This is a genomic window from Staphylococcus massiliensis, assembly GCF_043186315.1.
Classification (GTDB): Bacteria; Bacillota; Bacilli; order Staphylococcales; family Staphylococcaceae; genus Staphylococcus; species Staphylococcus massiliensis.
This window is the reverse complement of record NZ_CP171119.1, coordinates 2,274,133-2,293,361: the sequence shown is the minus strand read 5'-3', so window position 1 is coordinate 2,293,361 and position 19,229 is coordinate 2,274,133. Positions and strand designations below refer to the sequence as shown.

General features: G+C 35.5%; 15 protein-coding genes and 1 pseudogene. 14 read left to right on the top strand and 2 right to left on the bottom strand.

Annotation, left to right across the window (positions count from 1 at the left end; all coding sequences use genetic code 11):
• Positions 1 to 42 precede the first annotated feature (42 nt).
• The gene (gene clpB / locus ACF3N8_RS10985) at positions 43 to 2,640 is read left to right on the top strand and encodes an ATP-dependent chaperone ClpB (protein ID WP_009383501.1); all 2,598 of its coding nucleotides are present in this window, start codon (positions 43 to 45) and stop codon (positions 2,638 to 2,640) included.
• A gap of 63 nt (positions 2,641 to 2,703) precedes the next feature.
• Here the strand turns inward: clpB and ACF3N8_RS10980 are convergent, their stop codons facing one another.
• The gene (locus tag ACF3N8_RS10980) at positions 2,704 to 2,916 is read right to left on the bottom strand and encodes a DUF2929 family protein (RefSeq protein WP_009383503.1); all 213 of its coding nucleotides are present in this window, start codon (positions 2,914 to 2,916) and stop codon (positions 2,704 to 2,706) included.
• A 161-nt stretch (positions 2,917 to 3,077) separates the two neighbouring features.
• On the opposite strand from ACF3N8_RS10980, the gene ACF3N8_RS10975 reads away from it, so the two are divergent.
• The gene (locus ACF3N8_RS10975; RefSeq protein WP_009383505.1) at positions 3,078 to 4,019 is read left to right on the top strand and encodes a beta-ketoacyl-ACP synthase III; all 942 of its coding nucleotides are present in this window, start codon (positions 3,078 to 3,080) and stop codon (positions 4,017 to 4,019) included.
• A 12-nt stretch (positions 4,020 to 4,031) separates the two neighbouring features.
• Positions 4,032 to 5,276 (top strand): beta-ketoacyl-ACP synthase II, encoded by a 1,245-nt coding sequence (gene fabF, locus ACF3N8_RS10970; RefSeq protein ID WP_009383507.1) that lies wholly within the window; start codon positions 4,032 to 4,034, stop codon positions 5,274 to 5,276.
• A gap of 94 nt (positions 5,277 to 5,370) precedes the next feature.
• Here fabF and ACF3N8_RS10965 read toward each other — a convergent pair whose 3' ends face one another.
• Entirely contained in the window at positions 5,371 to 5,745 is a 375-nt protein-coding gene (locus tag ACF3N8_RS10965; protein ID WP_009383509.1) for a DUF3899 domain-containing protein, read from the bottom strand.
• Positions 5,746 to 5,995: 250 nt separating this feature from the next.
• Between ACF3N8_RS10965 and opp3b (ACF3N8_RS10960) the strand changes: the two genes are divergently transcribed.
• The 11 genes and pseudogenes from opp3b (ACF3N8_RS10960) to ACF3N8_RS10910 all read left to right on the top strand — a co-directional run bounded on the left by opp3b (ACF3N8_RS10960) (position 5,996) and on the right by ACF3N8_RS10910 (position 19,229).
• Positions 5,996 to 6,922 carry an oligopeptide ABC transporter permease gene (gene opp3b, locus ACF3N8_RS10960; RefSeq protein WP_009383511.1) on the top strand — a complete coding sequence of 309 codons (927 nt, stop codon included), beginning with the start codon at positions 5,996 to 5,998 and terminating at the stop codon, positions 6,920 to 6,922.
• Positions 6,922 to 7,989: an oligopeptide ABC transporter permease gene (gene opp3C / locus ACF3N8_RS10955; RefSeq protein ID WP_009383512.1), complete on the top strand. Its 1,068-nt coding sequence runs from the start codon at positions 6,922 to 6,924 to the stop codon at positions 7,987 to 7,989. The genes opp3b (ACF3N8_RS10960) and opp3C (ACF3N8_RS10955) overlap by 1 nt, the downstream gene beginning before the upstream one ends.
• A 15-nt stretch (positions 7,990 to 8,004) precedes the next feature.
• Entirely contained in the window at positions 8,005 to 9,087 is a 1,083-nt protein-coding gene (locus tag ACF3N8_RS10950) for an ABC transporter ATP-binding protein (RefSeq protein WP_009383513.1), read from the top strand.
• Positions 9,077 to 10,018 (top strand): ABC transporter ATP-binding protein, encoded by a 942-nt coding sequence (locus ACF3N8_RS10945; protein ID WP_009383515.1) that lies wholly within the window; start codon positions 9,077 to 9,079, stop codon positions 10,016 to 10,018. Before ACF3N8_RS10950 ends, ACF3N8_RS10945 begins: the two co-directional genes overlap by 11 nt.
• Positions 10,019 to 10,030: 12 nt before the next feature.
• Positions 10,031 to 11,689: a peptide ABC transporter substrate-binding protein gene (locus ACF3N8_RS10940; RefSeq protein WP_009383516.1), complete on the top strand. Its 1,659-nt coding sequence runs from the start codon at positions 10,031 to 10,033 to the stop codon at positions 11,687 to 11,689.
• Between the two features lie 57 nt (positions 11,690 to 11,746).
• Entirely contained in the window at positions 11,747 to 13,402 is a 1,656-nt protein-coding gene (locus tag ACF3N8_RS10935; protein ID WP_009383517.1) for a peptide ABC transporter substrate-binding protein, read from the top strand.
• Positions 13,403 to 13,583: 181 nt separating this feature from the next.
• The gene (gene opp3b / locus ACF3N8_RS10930; RefSeq protein WP_009383518.1) at positions 13,584 to 14,513 is read left to right on the top strand and encodes an oligopeptide ABC transporter permease; all 930 of its coding nucleotides are present in this window, start codon (positions 13,584 to 13,586) and stop codon (positions 14,511 to 14,513) included.
• Positions 14,510 to 15,532 carry an oligopeptide ABC transporter permease gene (opp3C, locus tag ACF3N8_RS10925; RefSeq protein ID WP_009383519.1) on the top strand — a complete coding sequence of 341 codons (1,023 nt, stop codon included), beginning with the start codon at positions 14,510 to 14,512 and terminating at the stop codon, positions 15,530 to 15,532. Before opp3b (ACF3N8_RS10930) ends, opp3C (ACF3N8_RS10925) begins: the two co-directional genes overlap by 4 nt.
• A gap of 18 nt (positions 15,533 to 15,550) precedes the next feature.
• Positions 15,551 to 16,600 (top strand): annotated as a pseudogene (locus ACF3N8_RS10920) (ABC transporter ATP-binding protein).
• Between the two features lie 16 nt (positions 16,601 to 16,616).
• Entirely contained in the window at positions 16,617 to 17,549 is a 933-nt protein-coding gene (locus tag ACF3N8_RS10915) for an ABC transporter ATP-binding protein (RefSeq protein ID WP_009383522.1), read from the top strand.
• A 57-nt stretch (positions 17,550 to 17,606) separates the two neighbouring features.
• Positions 17,607 to 19,229 carry a peptide ABC transporter substrate-binding protein gene (locus ACF3N8_RS10910; RefSeq protein WP_009383523.1) on the top strand — a complete coding sequence of 541 codons (1,623 nt, stop codon included), beginning with the start codon at positions 17,607 to 17,609 and terminating at the stop codon, positions 19,227 to 19,229.

The following is a 19,229-nucleotide window of genomic DNA, read 5'->3' as shown; positions in this document are numbered from 1 at the left end:
AAGAAAGTCAAAGTCAAGACGATAACTGAGAGGTGAACGATATTGGACATAAATCAAATGACGCATGCTGTTCAAGGTGCCTTACAAAAGGCGATTGAAGAAGCTAAAAATCAAAAGATACAAAATGTCGAAATTGAATGTGTGTTAAAATCGTGCGTACTCGAACATGATAGTCTTTTCAAATCGATTCTTGAACGTGCGAAAGTTGATACGGATGAATTAATCGAAGCGTATAATAAGAAGTTAGCATCTTATGCAACGGTTAAAGGTGATAACGTCACATATGGTGAATACGTTGGGCCTAAAACGAACGAACTATTTACGAAATCAAAACAATACATGGAACAATATGAAGACGCATACATCTCAATGGAACACGTATTGTTAGCTGCAATGGAAATTGATCAAACAACTCAATCATTTGTTTCACATAAAGAAAAGGTCATCAAAGAAATCATTAAGAAAATTAGAGGAGGGAATCATGTGACATCTCAAAATCCAGAAGTAAACTATGAAGCTTTAGAAAAATATGGTCGCGACTTAGTAGAAGAAGTACGAAACGGTAAGATGGATCCCGTTATCGGACGTGATGACGAAATTCGTAATGCGATTCGTATCCTAAGTCGTAAAACGAAAAACAACCCAGTTCTTATCGGTGAACCTGGTGTTGGTAAAACAGCAATCGTTGAAGGTATCGCACAGCGTATCGTTAGAAAAGACGTGCCTGAAACACTAATGGATAAAACGGTATTTGAGCTTGATTTAAGTGCGCTTGTAGCCGGTGCGAAATACCGTGGTGAATTCGAAGAACGTTTAAAAGCAGTTCTTAAAGAAATTAAAGAATCAGAAGGTCGCATCTTACTCTTCATCGACGAGATTCATATGTTAGTTGGTGCAGGTAAAACAGATGGTGCGATGGACGCAGGTAACATGTTAAAACCCATGTTAGCACGTGGCGAATTACATTGTATTGGTGCTACAACTTTAAATGAGTACCGTGAATATATTGAAAAAGACTCTGCGTTAGAACGCCGTTTCCAAAAAGTAAACGTCAGTGAACCAGATATAGAAGATACGATTTCAATCTTACGTGGTCTTAAAGAGCGTTATGAAGTGTATCATGGTGTGCGTATTCAAGACCGTGCTTTAGTGGCAGCGGCAGAACTATCAGACCGCTACATCACAGATCGCTTCTTACCTGATAAAGCGATTGACTTAGTTGACCAAGCTTGTGCCACAATTAAGACCGAAATGGGTTCTAATCCAACAGAACTTGACCAAGTCAATCGACGCGTGATGCAACTTGAAATCGAAGAAAGCGCACTGAAAAACGAGTCTGACCAATCCAGTCAAAACCGACTTAAAGAACTTCAAGAAGAACTCGCGAATGAGAAAGAAAAACAAGCTGAAATTTCGTCTCGCGTAGAAAAGGAAAAAGAAAAAATTAAAGTCGTACAAGAAAAACGTACGGAACTTGATGAAAGACGTAAAGCATTAGAAGATGCAGAGAATAATTATAACTTAGAGAAAGCAGCCGAACTACAACACGGTAAAATTCCGCAATTAGAACGTGAACTCAAAGAGTTAGAGGAACAATTCCAAGAAGCGGATGGAAATAAAAACGATCACATCATTAGAGAAATGGTATCTGACGAAGAAATTGGCGATATCGTGAGTCAATGGACAGGCATTCCAGTTTCCAAACTCGTTGAAACAGAACGTGAAAAGTTACTCAACTTAAGTGATATCTTACATGAACGTGTGGTTGGACAAGATAAAGCAGTTGATCTTGTGTCTGATGCGGTTGTAAGAGCACGTGCAGGCATTAAGGATCCTAATCGACCAATCGGTAGTTTCTTATTCTTAGGTCCAACTGGTGTCGGTAAGACAGAACTTGCGAAATCACTCGCTTCTACATTATTCGATTCTGAAAAGCACATGATACGTATCGACATGAGTGAGTATATGGAGAAACATGCTGTGTCACGTTTAATTGGTGCACCTCCAGGCTATGTCGGTCATGACGAAGGCGGTCAATTAACAGAAGCAGTAAGACGTAATCCTTACTCAGTCATCTTACTTGATGAGATTGAGAAGGCACATTCAGATGTCTTTAACGTGTTACTTCAAATTCTAGACGATGGTCGTTTAACAGACTCTAAAGGTCGTAGCGTCGACTTTAAGAATACGATCATTATCATGACAAGTAATATCGGTTCTGACATTCTTCTTGATAACGTTCAATCAACTGGTGATATTCAGGAATCAACTGAGAAATCAGTCATGTCACGCTTACATGATTATTTCAAACCTGAAATCTTGAACCGTATGGATGACATTGTATTATTTAAACCATTAACGGTTGAAGATATGGAAATGATTATAGACCGTATTATCACAAACTTAAATATCAGATTAATGGATCAAGGTATTCAACTCGATGTATCTAAAGAAGCGAAAGTGTGGATGGGTCGCACTGCATATGAACCGCAATTTGGTGCACGTCCGTTAAAACGTTTCGTGCAAAAGCACATTGAGACACCTATAGCGCGTCTGATGATTAAAGAGAACTTTGATGAAGGTACTACAATTAAAGTTTCGCTTGAAGACGAATCACTTAATTTCGAAGTTGAATCATAATGAAAAAGGGTCAGAGTAACGTATTGAGAAATCAATAACGTCTCTGACCCAATTTTTATAAAATTATCTTTGATGTGAAACTTCAGATTTAGCATGTGAATCGCGTTTCGATGGTTTCATAATAGCATCTAAGATAGCGATAACGATCACGATTATAACAGCCATAACGATTGGTGTGAAGAAGTTAAGGCTGCCACCACCAGCAAGACTATTTAATACAAAGTTGATCATTTGCATTAAAAGCAGTGCCCAAATAAATGTAATGACGTATCTCATGACACAAGCCTCCATAATTTAATCTTTCTTTAAGTATAATGAATAGAAATCAATTTGTATAGTCTTACAAATATTATATAATGGTGGAGACTTGTATTTAAAAACAAGCTTATGTTAAATTAATACCTGGTATTAAAATTATTTTAAGAAGGTGTACAGTCATGGATGTAGGAATCAAAGGTTTTGGTGTACACGTTCCTGAACGTGTTATCGATAATGCCTATTTTGAATCATATCTTGATACGTCTGATGAATGGATTTCAAAAATGACAGGTATCAAAGAACGTCGTTGGGCTCGTGAAGATGAAGATACTTCTGATTTAGCATATGAGGCTTCTAAAAAAGCGATTAAAGACGCTGGTTTAGAACCTGAAGATATTGATATGGTCATCGTAGGTACAGCTACAGGAGATTATCCATTTCCATCCGTAGCAAACATTTTACAAAAGCGCTTAGGTCTACGTAAGGTCGCTTCAATGGATCAACTCGCAGCATGTTCAGGCTTTATGTATTCAATGATAACTGCGAAGCATTTTATCGAATCAGGCGACTATACAAACGTTTTAGTTGTCGGTGCTGAAAAGTTATCTAAGATTACAGATAAAAATGATCGTTCAACAGCTATTTTATTTGGTGATGGTGCTGGTGCAGCAGTATTAGGACCAGTATCAGAAGGACGCGGCATACTAAGTTATGAACTTGGTTCAGATGGCATCGGCGGTCAATACTTATATCAAGATTTAGATATGAATACGATTAAAATGAATGGTCGTGAAGTATTTAAATTTGCAGTAAGAATCATGGGTGATGCTTCTAAACGTATTGTTGAAAAAGCAAACCTTACACCTGATGATATTAGTATGTTCTTTCCACACCAAGCGAACATTCGAATTATGGAAACAGCTCGTGAGCGTTTAAATCTTCCTAAAGAGAAGATGAGTGTTTCCGTGAACAAATATGGTAATACTTCAACGGCTTCTATTCCGTTAAGTATCGGTCAAGAATTAGAAAATGGTAAAATCAAAGATGATGATGTATTAGTTCTAGTCGGTTTTGGCGGCGGTCTCACATGGGGCGCAGTTACTATCCGATGGGGTAAATAGGAGGATTAACATATGAGTAAAAAACAACGTGTTGTTATTACAGGATTAGGTGCTTTATCACCACTTGGTAACGATGTAAAAACAACTTGGGATAATGCATTAAAAGGTGTTAATGGTATCGATGAAGTTACACGCATTGATATGTCTAAATTTAATGTTAACCTAGCTGGTGAATTAAAAGACTTTGACATTCATGATCACATCGAGAAAAAAGATGCGCGTAAAATGGCGCGTTTTACACAATATGCGGTTGTAGCTGCTCGTGAAGCGGTTAAAGATGCGAAACTTGAAATCACAGACCAAAATAGTAGCCGTGTTGGTGTTTGGATCGGTTCAGGTATCGGCGGTATGGAAACTTTCGAATATGCACATAACCAACTTTTAGAAAAAGGTCCTAGACGTGTTAGTCCGTTCTTCGTACCAATGTTAATTCCTGATATGGCTACAGGCCAAGTATCAATTGACTTAGGTGCTAAAGGTCCAAACGGCGCAACTGTAACTGCTTGTGCTACTGGTACAAACTCTATTGGTGACGCTTTTAAAGTTATTCAACGTGGTGACGCTGATGCGATGATTACTGGTGGTACTGAAGCACCAATCACATACATGGCAATTGCTGGATTCAGTGCAAGCCGTGCCTTATCTACAAATAAAGATAGAGAAACAGCTTGCCGCCCATTCCAAGAAGGCCGTGATGGCTTTGTAATGGGTGAAGGTGCAGGTGTAGTAGTGCTTGAATCACTTGAATCAGCTAAAGCGCGTGGTGCACATATCTACGCTGAGTTAGTAGGTTACGGTTCAACAGGTGATGCCTACCACATTACAGCGCCAGCGCCTGAAGGTGAAGGCGGTTCTCGTGCTATGGAAGCAGCGATGGAAGATGCAGGTATTGAACCTAAAGATATCCAATACTTAAACGCGCACGGTACAAGTACGCCAGTTGGTGACTTATACGAAGTTCAAGCGATTAAGAATACGTTTGGCGATGCAGTAAAAGACCTTAAGATTAATTCTACAAAATCTATGACAGGTCACTTATTAGGTGCTACAGGCGCAATTGAAACAATTTTCTCAGCGCTATCAATTCGTGATAAGAAAATTGCGCCAACTATTCATTCTGACAATCCAGATCCAGAAATCGATATTGATATTGTTGGTAATGAAGCAATTGACCACGACATCACTTATGCGATGAGTAACAGCTTAGGATTTGGTGGTCACAATGCAGTACTTATTCTTAAAAAATATGATGAGTAATTAGATATAAATTAAAGAGTTTAGGATGTTCTTAATGAACATGCCTAAACTCTTTTTTTATAAATATATGTATATTTCAGGTGGACATACGTCTTTAGAACGTTAAGCTTATGATAATCGAATTAATGACATAAATGACGCTAATAATTAAACCGATTTTAACCCAAGGCTTAACAATATAAAATGCTTTCTTAGGAGATTTAGGGTTCATAAAATCATCATTCTCCCATTCAAGTCGTTTCTTTTTTGGAGAAAGCTGATAACGTAGTCGTCTAAACCCATAACTTGTCGCATCAAACACACCTTCTTGGACAATTAAGACTATAAATAATCCACAAGTAGTCAAAATACTAACTGAAAAAAACACATTATTAAAAACCGCTAAAGTATGTGAATTAAACAACCAAATTAATAAACTCAACATTGGTATGCCGATAACAAATATGATACAAGTTTTTAAATTTCTCATGCCATTACCTTCTTTAATTAAAGTTATTCTTATTGTATCTCAAATGCTTTTATAAGAAAATATTTATTTCTGAAAATTCTTTAAAATTAGGTTAATACGACACATTAGATAAATTTAAAAATAAAGTACTTTATTCTTTTAAAGTAAAACAATATTGCATTTAATATAAAAATTTGAGTATAATTGAAATAGTTGAATTCAGAAAATTTTGAAAGGGAGAATTTTTTGAAATCTTAAAGGGGGATTGAAAATGCTTAGGTATACTTTAAAACGGTTGTTATACATGGTGGTGTCATTATTTGTTGTAATGACAATCACTTTTTTCTTAATGAAATTAATGCCAGGGTCACCATTTAACGACCAAAAATTAAGTGAGGAACAAAAACAAATCTTAAATGAAAAGTACGGATTAAACGATCCTGTACCAGTTCAATACTTAAACTATCTAAAAAATACGTTAACGGGGGACTTTGGTAACTCATTTCAATATCATAACCAGCCTGTTTGGGATTTAATTCAGCCACGATTGTTACCATCACTTGAAATGGGACTAATCGCTATGATTATTGGTGTTGTTATAGGCGTAATTTTAGGCGTAATAGCTGCAGTTAAGCAAAATACTTGGGTGGACTATACAGCGACATTTATTTCAGTAATTGCAATCTCAGTACCATCATTCGTATTAGCTGTATTATTACAATATGTATTCTCAGTACGACTTCAATGGTTTCCAGTGGCAGGTTGGGAAGGCGTATCTACAGTTGTCTTGCCGTCATTAGCACTATCTGCAGTAGTTATTGCGACAGTGGCACGTTACATAAGGGCAGAAATGATTGAAGTGCTTAGCTCAGACTACATCTTACTTGCAAGAGCAAAAGGTAACTCTATGGCTCGTGTATTATTTGGGCATGCGTTACGTAATGCATTAATTCCAGTAATCACAATATTAGTTCCTATGTTAGCGAGTATCTTAACTGGTACCTTAACCATTGAGAATATCTTCGGTGTACCAGGATTAGGGGATCAATTCGTACGATCTATCCAAACGAACGACTTTTCGGTTATTATGGCGCTCTCCTTATTATTTAGTTTCTTATTTATCGTATCAATTTTCATAGTTGATATATTATACGGTTTAATAGACCCACGAATTAGATTACAAGGAGGGAAAAAATAATGCGAATTGATAATACTAACAAACCACATGATGATCACTCAAACGCTACAATGACACATACTTCTGAAGGCATTATGGATTCTGACTTCGTTCAATCAACAAGAGAACGTGTGAATGATAATGAAATTAAACGTGAAAGCCGAACTTTCTGGCAAGACGCATGGAGTCAACTCAAACAAAATAAACTTGCAATCGTCGGCATGATTGGTTTAATCATAATTATCTTGTTAGCACTTATAGGACCTATGCTCAATAGTCATAGTTATGCTGAACAAGATATAGATAGACGTAACTTACCACCTAAAGTTCCAGTTTTAGAACATGTACCATTATTACCATTTGATGGCGAAGGTGAAGATGGTAAGAATGCATATGAAGAAGCAAATGTTAAAGAGAACTTTTGGTTTGGGACTGACCAATTAGGTCGTGACTTATGGTCACGTACTTGGCAGGGTGCTCAAATCTCATTATTTATAGGTGTAGTTGCTGCATTACTCGATGTATTTATCGGTGTCGTATATGGCGCTATATCAGGATTTTTCGGCGGTCGAGTCGATGATATTATGCAACGTATTATCGAAATAATTGCTTCAATTCCGATTCTAATTGTTGTTATTTTATTCGTATTAATTTTTGAACCGTCTATTTGGACAATCATCCTTGCAATGACGATTACCGGTTGGATTGGTATGAGTCGTGTTGTTCGAGGTGAGTTCTTAAAACTTAAAGGACAAGAATTCGTTATGGCATCTAAAACATTAGGTGCTTCAAAAGGAAAATTAATTTTTAAACACATCTTACCTAATACATTAGGCGCGATCATTGTTACCTCAATGTTTACGGTACCTAATGCGATATTCTTCGAGGCGTTTCTAAGCTTCATTGGTATCGGTGTTCCAGCACCTAAAACGTCACTTGGTTCACTCGTAAATGATGGTCGACAATTACTATTAATTCACCCACATGAATTATTTATTCCAGCCGTTGTATTAAGTTTATTAATTTTATTCTTCTATCTATTTAGTGATGGTTTACGAGATGCATTTGATCCAAAAATGCGTAAATAAAGGGGGCTTTTAAAAATGAGAGAACGTGTGCTAGAGGTCAATGATTTGCATGTATCGTTTGATATCACTGGAGGTGAAGTTCAAGCGGTACGAGGTGTAGATTTCTTGCTTCATAAAGGGGAAACACTTGCGATTGTAGGTGAATCTGGATCTGGTAAGTCAGTTACGACTAAGGCTTTGACGAAACTTTTCCAAGGAAATACAGGACGTATTAAAAAAGGAGAAGTCTTATTTAACGGTGAAGACTTGACTAAAAAGAGTGAAAAGGAACTTATGAAATTGAGAGGTAAAGATATCTCAATGATATTTCAGGACCCGATGACATCACTTAATCCAACGATGAAGATTGGAAAGCAAGTTATGGAACCATTAATTAAGCATAGAGGATTTAATAAAGCAGATGCAAAAAAGCGCGCAATCGAAATTTTAGAAATGGTTGGATTACCTAATGCCAAGAAACGCTTTAATGCATATCCACACCAATTCTCGGGTGGGCAAAGACAACGTATTGTTATCGCAACAGCACTTGCATGTGAACCTAAAGTATTGATTGCGGATGAACCTACAACTGCTTTAGACGTAACTATGCAAGCTCAAATCTTAGACTTAATGAAAGAGCTTCAACAAAAGATTGATACGTCGATTATATTCATAACACACGACTTAGGTGTGGTCGCGAACGTGGCAGACCGTGTAGCTGTTATGTACGGCGGACAGATGATTGAACGCGGTAATGTAGAAGAAATCTTTTATGACCCACAACATCCGTATACATGGGGATTATTATCATCAATGCCTGATTTAGAAACAAATAATGATACTGAATTACTTGCGATTCCAGGGACGCCTCCTGATTTATTACACCCACCAACGGGAGATGCATTCGCGAGACGTAGTGACTATGCATTAGAGGTAGATTTTAAAGAGGCACCTCCATGGTTTAAAGTATCGCCTACGCACTTTGTTAAATCTTGGTTATTAGATGAACGTGCACCTAAAGTTGAACCGCCACAGATGGTTAAGCTTAAGCAACGACCGATGCCGAACAATTTCGACAAACCAGAACGTGTAGAAAGGGTGGCTTTAAATGAATCATGAAGATAATGTTTTATTAGAAGTTAAAAATTTAAAGCAATATTTTAACGTAGGTAAACCTAATGAAGTGCGTGCTGTAGACGATGTATCGTTTAAGATTTATAAAGGGGAAACGTTAGGTTTAGTTGGTGAGTCTGGTTGTGGTAAGTCAACTACAGGAAAAGCTTTAATTAAACTTAACCATGCCACGGCAGGCGAAGTGCTATATAACGGCGTTAATATCAACGACATTAAGAGCCGCAAAGCATCACTTAAATTTAATAAGAAGATGCAAATGATATTCCAAGATCCATACGCATCATTAAATCCACGTTTAAAAGTTATGGATATTGTGGCTGAAGGAATCGACATTCACAGATTAGTAGAAAGTAAGCGAGATCGTAAAAAACGTGTCTATGATTTACTTGAAACTGTAGGTTTACGTAAAGACCATGCGAACCGATATCCACACGAATTCTCAGGTGGCCAACGTCAACGTATCGGTATCGCCAGAGCCTTAGCAGTTGAACCAGAATTCATCATTGCGGATGAACCGATTTCAGCATTAGATGTTTCTATTCAAGCACAAGTTGTAAACTTGCTACAAAAGCTTCAGCGTGAGCACGGTATCACATTCTTGTTTATTGCACATGACTTGTCTATGGTTAAGTACATATCAGACCGCATTGCTGTCATGCACTTTGGTAAGATTGTAGAGCTTGGTTCTGCGGATGATATTTATAATCGTCCGTTGCATCCTTACACGAAATCTTTATTGTCTGCCGTACCTCAACCAGATCCTGAGAGCGAACGTACACGTAAACGTGTTACATATCAGGAAGATGCGAGCTTAAAAAATGAACGTACGTTGCAAGAATGCTTTGAAGGGCATTATGTTCACGCAACCGATCAAGAAATTGGGGACATCAGACAACAATTTAGTAGTACGGTGTAAGGGGGTAAAACGATGAAATCAAAAAGCTTTAGATTATTAGGCATATTTTTAGGAATCGTGCTTTTATTAAGTGCATGTGGAAACTCTGAAGGCTTATATAGCGATAAAGGTCAAACTTTACGTAAAGTCATTGCTTCAGATATGACATCACTTGATTCTGCAGCTGTGACAGATACGGTAAGTTTCTCTGTATATAAACAAGTTTATGAGGGTTTGTATTCTCTTGATAGTGATGATAAAGCAGTACCAGGCGTTGCTAAAGGTGAGCCTAAAGTAACGAATGACGGTAAAACGTATACATTTAAATTGCGAAAAGATGCTAAATGGTCAAACGGTGACCCAGTAACAGCTCATGATTTTGAATTTGCATGGAAGCGTGTATTAGATCCTGACACAGCATCTCAATATGCTTATATTATGTATGATATTAAAAATGCTGAAGCAGCCAACTTAGGTAAGAAACCGTTAGACAGCGTTGGTGTAAAAGCTTTAGATGACCATACTTTAAAAGTAGAGCTTAATAAAGCGATTCCATATTTCAAAGAATTAACATCGTTCGGAACTTATATGCCTCAAAACGAGAAGGTAGTTAAGAAGTATGGTAAAGAATATGGTTTAAAAGCAGATAATGTAGTTTATAACGGACCATTTGAGGTTAAAAATTGGAAGGTTGAAGACCGTATTCAACTTGTCAAGAACAACAATTATTGGGATAAAGACGTTGTTAAACTTGATAGAGTAAACTTTAAGGTTCTTAAAGATCAGCAAGCTGGAGCATCGTTATTTGATACTAATTCAGTAGATATAACTAAAATTGTAGCTGAACAAGTAGAAAAATATGAAGATAGCCCGGCTCTGAACAAACGTTTATTATCAAGTACTTTCTACATTAAGATGAACCAGAAAACAGTTCCTGCATTTAAGAACGAAGAATTTAGAAAAGCAATTGCAAAATCAATTAATAAGAAAGGTTATGTAGATTCGGTTAAAAATGATGGTTCTGAACCAGTAGATGTCTTTACAGCTAAAAAAACCGCTGATTCACCTAATGGGAAGGACTTTTCTTCTACTATAAAATCGCCATTGAAGTATAGTCCTAAAGAAGCTCAACAACATTTAGAAAAGGCTAAAAAACAGCTAGGTAAAGATAAGATTGTCTTTTCAATGAATACTGAAGATACGCCAGATGCTAAAATTTCTGCTGAGTTTATCAAAGCACAAGTTGAGAAAAATCTTCCTGGTGTTACTTTGAAAGTTAAACAAATGCCATTTAAACAACGATTAACATTAGAACAAAATGAAACTTATGAAGCATCACTATCTGGTTGGGGGCCAGATTATCCAGACCCACTAACATTCCTGAATATCATGACGACTGGTAACTCGAATAATAATACTGGTTGGTCGAATAAAGAATATGATCAGCTCGTTAAAGATGCGAATGGTAAATTGCTTACTAAACCTAAGGAGCGACAAGCAGCTATGAAAAAGGCTGAAGAAATGATGCTTAATGACGCTCCCGTAGCACCTATCTACCAAAAAGGACAAGCAGAATTAATTAACCCTCAACTAAAAGGTATTATCTACAACCAAATCGGTGGCGAATATTCTTACAAGTACGCATATTTTGATAAAAGTATTGACCGTGAAACAGGCGAAAAAAAGAAATAAATCATTATTGAGGCACTTCACATTGAAGTGTCTCTTTCTTAAAAAAGGGGAGAAAATATGAAATATTATAAATGGTTTAGTACTTTCATAATTATAATGATGTTGATGACTGCTTGCGGTAATAAGGAAAGTTTGTACGACTCGAAAGGACAAGTTTATCGAACTGTAATGGGTAGTGATATGCACTCACTTGATACTACGAAAGCATCAGATCAAGTTTCCTTTAACCAATTTAACCAAGTCTTCGAAGGGTTATATCGATTTGATAAAAATGATAAACCTAAGCCTGCTTTGGCAAAGGGCATGCCTAAAGTTACGAATGACGGTAAAACCTATACAGTTAAGCTTAAGCAACATGGCAAATGGTCTAATGGAGATGATGTAACGGCACACGACTTCGTTTATGCTTGGCGTAAAGTAGTTGATCCTAAGAATGCGAGTGAATATGCATTTATTATGTATGATATTAAAAACGGTAAGGACGTGAATGAAAGTAAGAAAGCGCTCGATAAATTGGGCGTCAAAGCGATAGATGATTATACGCTTAGAATTGAACTTGAGAAACCAATTCCTTACTTTACGAGCATGCTTGCGTTTCCGACATTCTTCCCTCAAAATGAAAAGGTTTCTAAGAAATTTGGTGATAAGTACGCCACTACGGGTGATAAAGCAGTATACAATGGGCCTTTTAAATTGGAGGAATGGAAACCTGAGGATAAAATTATCTTAGCGAAGAATGAGCAATATTGGGATAAGGAAGCGGTTCACTTGGACAAAGTGAAGTATAAAGTAATCAAAGACCCGCAAGCTGGCGCGGCGTTGTATGATACGGATTCCGTCGATTCTGCCGGTATTGTAGCTGAACAGGTTGATAAATATAAAGATAATCCTGGTTTGAAAAGTCGTTTGCTTGTATCATCTGCTTATATCAAGATGAACCAGAAGAAGGTACCAGCCTTTAGAAACAAAGACTTTAGACTCGCGATTGCGAAATCAATAGATAAGGAAGGGTTTGTAGATACTGTTAAAAACGATGGATCCACGGTGAATAATGCATTTACGGCTAAGAAGACGGCTGAAACAGTTGATGGTCAAGATTTCGCAGATACTGTTGATTCGCCACTTAAATATAATCCGAAGGCAGCTAAAGCCCATTTGGAAAAGGCCAAGAAAGCATTAGGCAAGGATGCGTTTACGTTTAGTTTAAACACAGAAGATACACCTGATACCAAACTTGCTGCAGAATACATCAAAGGCGAGATTGAGAAAAATCTACCTGGCGTAACTGTTAAAATTAAGCAATTACCATTTAAACAAAGATGGAATAATGAGCTTACGATGAATTATGAAAGTTCGATATCATTGTGGAATCCGGACTATCCAGACCCGATTTCTTATATGGATATCATGACGAAAGATCACCCAAATAATAATACCGGTTGGTCGAGTAAGCGTTATGATCAACTTGTGAAAGATGCGAATGGTAAGTTGCTGCAAAGACCAAAAGAACGTGAAGCAGCTCTACGTGAGGCAGAAGAATTAATGCTAAAAGAAGCACCTATTGCACCAATATATCAAAAGGGCTCGACCTATCTAGAAAATCCACAAGTAAAAGGCCGAGTAAACCATTCAATGGGTGGTAGCACGACATTAAAACATGTCTATATTGATAAAAGTATCGACAAGGAAACAGGTAAGAAAAAAGATAAATAAATCAATTTTATAACGATTGACCCACTAGGAGTAAATGTACTTCTGGTGGGTCTTTTTCTAACCTGCACAAATAAAATAAAACAATTGAATTATCGGTTAAATTATAAATATAGTTGTATCTAACTAAATATAGTTATATAATGTGTTAAACACAATAAAAGTTTAGGGGGAGGGAATTTTATTGATTAAATACTTAATCAAAAGGGTTATTTATATGTTTATTACTTTATTTGTAACTATGACTATCACTTTTTTTCTAATGAAATTAATGCCAGGGTCGCCCTTTAATGACGAAAAGTTAAGTGAAACTCAAAAAGCAATAGTTAGTGAAAAGTATGGTTTAAATGAGTCTTTGCCGAATCAGTATTTTATATATTTAAAGAACTTAACCCAAGGAGATTTTGGAGTCTCATTCCAATATGATAACCGAGAGGTATGGTCTCTAATTGAGCCTAGGTTAATACCATCTTTCGAAATTGGAGCATACGCTATGATATTCGGTGTTATCACAGGGATAATATTAGGTGTTATTTCAGCGATTCGAAAGAATAGTTATATTGATTATTCATCTACAGTTATATCAGTTATAGCCATTTCAGTTCCATCGTTTGTTTTAGCTGTAATGTTACAATATTTTCTTGCAGTAAAGTATCAAATATTCCCCGTGGGAGGTTGGCATGGTTTATCTTCAGCAGTATTACCTACATTAGCTCTAGGTTTAAGTGTCACAGCCACGGTAGCGAGATATATACGATCAGAAATGATTGAAGTTTTAAGTTCAGATTACATATTATTAGTTAAATCTAAAGGGTTACCGATGCGTAACTTAATTTTTAAACACGCGTTAAGAAATACATTAATACCACTTATTACTATTATAATCCCAATGTTAGCTAGCATTTTAACCGGGACCTTAACGATAGAAAATATATTTGCGATTCCAGGTTTAGGAGATCAATTCGTTAGATCAATTCAAACGAATGACTATCCTGTGATAATGGCTTTAACATTACTTTTTAGTTTCTTATTTATTGTATCCATTTTTTTAGTAGATATTTTATATGGTCTAATTGATCCAAGAATAAGAACGCAAGGTGGTAGAAATGAATGACAAAAGAAAACTTAAATAAACAAATTAATTCTATAGATTCACCATTTGAGTATGCTAAATTGGGACAAGTATTAGAAGAAAATAAAAGAGAGCAATTCTCTTTTATAAAAAATTTATGGTTACGCACTAGTAAAAATAGGATGTCAATTGTTGGTTTAGTAGGCTTAATTGTATTACTAATGTTTGCAGTAATAGCACCTACTTTGAGTCAATATAAGTATGATGAACAACACGTACATAAAGTAAACTTGCCTCCTAAAATTCAACTACTTGAATCGATAGAGATTCTACCGTTTGATGGTAAGGACAAAAATGGAAGGGACCTCTACAAGGAGAAAAATGTCAGTGAATATCATTGGTTCGGAACCGATCAATTAGGTAGAGATATATGGGCTAGAACATGGAAAGGTACGCAAATTTCTATTTTTATAGGAATCGTCGCTGCTATACTTGATATTTTTATTGGTGTTGTTTACGGTGCTATATCGGGTTTTATCGGTGGTAGAGTAGACGACATATTACAAAGAATAATTGAAATTCTAAGTTCTATCCCTAGCTTAATAATTTTAATATTATTTGTTTTAATATTTGAACCATCTTTATGGACTATCATTTTAGCGATGACTGTAACGGGGTGGATAAGTATGAGTCGAGTAGTCAGAGGACAGTTCTTAAAAATTAAGAATGAAGAATTTGTACTGGCTGCAAGAACTTTAGGTGTGTCGAATTGGAGTATAATTTTCAAGCATATTTTACCTAATACTACCGGGGCGATAATTGTAACCTCTATGTTCACGGTACCACATGCTATTTTCTTTGAAGCTTTTCTAAGCTTTATTGGATTAGGTATTCCAGCTCCACAAGCGTCATTAGGTTCTTTAGTAAACCATGGCAGAAAGTTTTTATTAATTTATCCACATCAATTATTCATACCGGCAATAGTTCTAAGCTTATTAATTCTATTTTTCTATTTGTTTAGTGATGGAATTAGAGATGCCTTTGATCCGAAATCAAATTAAATAGGTGGGTGGATTTAATTGGAGAAATATTTATTAGAAGTAAAAAAACTTAACGCAAAATTTAACCTTGATAATGGTGTAGTTCATGCTGTTAGAGATGTTTCTTTTAACTTAAAAGAAGGTGAAGTACTAGCTATTGTGGGAGAATCAGGTTCAGGGAAATCAGTTCTAACTAAGTCGTTAACTAATCTATTACCTCCTAAAATAACTGAAATAACGAGTGAATATTCAAGGCTCAATGGTAAGGACTTAGCTAAATTAAATTCAAGGGAAATGCAAGAAATTCGAGGAAATGAAATTAGCATGATATTTCAAGACCCTATGACTTCGCTAAATCCTACTATGAAAGTAGGTAAGCAAATTATGGAACAACTCGTAATAAAGAAAAAGATGTCTAAATTTTTAGCGAAAGAAAAAACGATTAAAATGTTAGAAGTGGTTGGTATTCCTAATGCTAGTAGGCGATTTAATTATTATCCCCATCAGTTTTCTGGAGGTCAGCGTCAAAGAATTGTTGTGGCTATGTCTCTAATTTTAGAACCTAAGATAATAATTGCTGACGAACCAACTACGGCTTTAGATGTTTCGGTTCAAGCACAGGTATTAGAGTTATTTAAAAAATTAAAACAAGAATTTAAAACTTCAATTATCTTCATAACACATGATTTGGGAGTAGTAGCTAACATAGCTGATAGAGTAGCTGTAATGTATGCAGGTGAAATAATTGAAAGAGGTACGGTTGATGAAATATTTTATAATTCTAAACATCCGTATACATAGGGACTAATTGGATCGATGCCTAGTTTAGATACTAGTAAAGAAGTAAAATTATCATCTATACCTGGATCACCCCCTGACTTGATGTTTCCACCTAAAGGTGATGCGTTTGCATTACGTAGCGAATACGCTTTAAAAATTGATTTAGAATTACCACCACCTACTTATAGATTTTCTGAAACTCATAGTGTTAAGTCTTGGTTATATCATGAGGATGCGCCTAAAGCAGAACCACCAAAGATTATTAAAGATCTATCAAAATACTTTGATAAGACATCAAGTAATTCTTAAGAAGGGGGACGATTAATTGGTAAACAATGTATTAGAAATTAAAGGTCTTTCGAAAATCTTTAATAAGAATAAATCCACTGAAGTGAAAGCTGTAAACGATGTAAGTTTTACAATAAAAAAAGGTGAAACTTTTGGATTAGTTGGGGAATCAGGGTGTGGTAAGTCAACTTTAGGAAGAACAATTATTAATTTATACTCTCCCACGGATGGAGAGATAATAATTGATGGTCAAAATATCCTTGAGCTAAGTAAGTCTAAAAGAAAAACTTTTTTAAATAATAAGGTTCAAATGATCTTTCAAGATCCCTATGCCTCTCTAAATCCTAGGTTTAAGGTCATGGATATTATTAGCGAAGGGATTAAAGTACAAAAGAAATTAAAATCTAAAGAGGAGATTAGGAACAAAGTTTATGAACTTCTTGAATTAGTTGGTTTAAGTGCAGAGAACGCTAATAGATTCCCGCATGAGTTTTCAGGCGGACAAAGACAAAGAATAGGAATAGCAAGAGCACTAGCTGTCGAACCTGAAATCATTATAGCTGATGAACCAATATCGGCATTGGATGTATCTATTCAAGCTCAAATAGTTAATTTATTACTTGAGATACAACGGAAAAAAGGATTAACTATTTTATTTATAGCTCATGACTTAGCGATGGTCAGATACATTTCAGATACTATTGGTGTAATGTATAAAGGTAAAATAGTTGAAATTGGTGAGGCTGATAATATTTATAAGAAGCCCTTACACCCATACACTCAGTCACTATTATCTGCAATTCCAATAGCACATCCTCAAATTGAAAGAAATAGAAAGAGGTTTAGTTATGACGCTAATATTGATGGGTTCAAAAATGAAGAGAATCTTTCTCTAAATTATATTTCTCTAAACCATTCTGTATTGTGTACAGAGGAAAAAGCTCGTAATTTACAACAAAAGTTTTCTTAATATTCAGATATTAAATTAAATTTAATATATATCCTATAACGAAATGAGGTCAAAATTATGGCGAAGAAAAGAAAATTATTTTCAATGCTGTTAGCATCTACTTTAGTTTTAAGTGCTTGTAGTGGAAGTGGGGGATCTAAAAGTTCAGGAAATGAATTAAAGCTTATGGAATCTGCTGATATACCAACGATGGATCCATCTTTAGCTACAGATGCCGTATCATTTACTCAGTTTAATCAAGTTTACGAAGGTCTTTATGTATTTGATAAAGATAACAAACCAGTACCTGGGGTTGCTAAAGGCGAACCTAAAAAGTCCAAAGATGGTAAAACGTGGACTATAGAATTACGTGATGATGCTAAATGGGCTAATGGAGACCCAGTAACTGCAGATGACTTTGTATTCTCATGGAGACGAACAGTTAACCCTGAAACAGCAGCTGAATACGCTTATATGTTCGAAAATATTAAAAATGCTTCTCAAATTACAGAAAGAAAATTAAAGCCTGAAGAATTAGGGGTTAAAGCTAAAGACAAACATACTCTAGTAATTGAATTAGAGAAAGATTTACCTTATATGCAATCTTTATTAGCTTTTGGTAGCTTTTTACCTGAAAATGAGAAGTTCGTTAAAGAGCACGGTAAGAAGTTTGGTACTACAGCCAAGGCTACATTAGCGAATGGTCCTTTTAAACTTGAAAATTGGAAAAATGAAGACTCATGGGAACTTGTAAAAAATGACAAGTACCATGATAAAGATAAAGTAAAATTGGATAAAGTTAAATACAAAGTGGTTAAAGAAGCACAAACAGGTTTAAATATGTTTGAAACAGGTGATGTAGATGTTGTACGCAGTATTCCACCTGAGTCGATTGATAAGTATAAAGATCATGAAGCATATAAAACACTTGCTGAACCAACAGTATTTTTCTTAAGAATTAACCAAACTAAGAATAAAGATTTAGCCAATAAAAACCTTCGCTTAGCAATATCTAAAGCTATAGATAAAGATACTTTTGTAAAGACGAACTTAAATAATGGTTCAAAAGCTACTGATATTTTAACAGCAAAAGACTTTATTAAGATGGAAAATGGCAAAGACTACACAGACGGTGTTAAATCAGAAGTTAATTTTGATGTTAAAGAAGCTCAAAAATATTACGAAGCTGCTAAGAAAGAATTAGGTAAAGATAAATTTGAAATTGAGTTTTTAACTTACGATAAAGATACATCTATTACAGACGCTGAATTTATCAAGGGTCAAATTGAGAAGAATTTACCAGGCGTTAAATTTAAGATTAAGCAACTTCCTTTCAAACAGAAATTAAAGGTTGAAACTGATAAAGACTATGATATATCTTATGCAGGTTGGGGTCCTGACTATCCAGACCCAACAACTTATATTAGCTTATTTACAACAAATAATCCGCACAACCAAACTGGATATTCAAACCCTGATTACGATCAAGCATTAAAAGAAGCTGACTCAGATAAGATGTTAAAAGATCCTCAAAAACGTTATGAATTACTTCAAAAATCTGAAAGTAGCTTGCTTGAAGATGGTGTTATTGTCCCTATGTATCAAAGAGGTTTAGCTCAGTTAATTAAAAAAGACATTAAAAATTGGACTCCTCTTAAATTAAGTGGAGATTACGCACTTAAAGAAGTAGAAGTAAAATAA

What these genes read in the sequence shown, in the direction of transcription:
- ACF3N8_RS10980 (WP_009383503.1), bottom strand. Translation starts at nt 2,916, where the DNA reads ATGAGATACGTCATTACATTTATTTGGGCACTGCTTTTAATGCAAATG.
- ACF3N8_RS10975 (WP_009383505.1), top strand. Translation starts at nt 3,078, where the DNA reads ATGGATGTAGGAATCAAAGGTTTTGGTGTACACGTTCCTGAACGTGTT.
- fabF (WP_009383507.1), top strand. Translation starts at nt 4,032, where the DNA reads ATGAGTAAAAAACAACGTGTTGTTATTACAGGATTAGGTGCTTTATCA.
- ACF3N8_RS10965 (WP_009383509.1), bottom strand. Translation starts at nt 5,745, where the DNA reads ATGAGAAATTTAAAAACTTGTATCATATTTGTTATCGGCATACCAATG.
- opp3b (WP_009383511.1), top strand. Translation starts at nt 5,996, where the DNA reads ATGCTTAGGTATACTTTAAAACGGTTGTTATACATGGTGGTGTCATTA.
- opp3C (WP_009383512.1), top strand. Translation starts at nt 6,922, where the DNA reads ATGCGAATTGATAATACTAACAAACCACATGATGATCACTCAAACGCT.
- ACF3N8_RS10950 (WP_009383513.1), top strand. Translation starts at nt 8,005, where the DNA reads ATGAGAGAACGTGTGCTAGAGGTCAATGATTTGCATGTATCGTTTGAT.
- ACF3N8_RS10945 (WP_009383515.1), top strand. Translation starts at nt 9,077, where the DNA reads ATGAATCATGAAGATAATGTTTTATTAGAAGTTAAAAATTTAAAGCAA.
- ACF3N8_RS10940 (WP_009383516.1), top strand. Translation starts at nt 10,031, where the DNA reads ATGAAATCAAAAAGCTTTAGATTATTAGGCATATTTTTAGGAATCGTG.
- ACF3N8_RS10935 (WP_009383517.1), top strand. Translation starts at nt 11,747, where the DNA reads ATGAAATATTATAAATGGTTTAGTACTTTCATAATTATAATGATGTTG.
- opp3C (WP_009383519.1), top strand. Translation starts at nt 14,510, where the DNA reads ATGACAAAAGAAAACTTAAATAAACAAATTAATTCTATAGATTCACCA.
- ACF3N8_RS10910 (WP_009383523.1), top strand. Translation starts at nt 17,607, where the DNA reads ATGGCGAAGAAAAGAAAATTATTTTCAATGCTGTTAGCATCTACTTTA.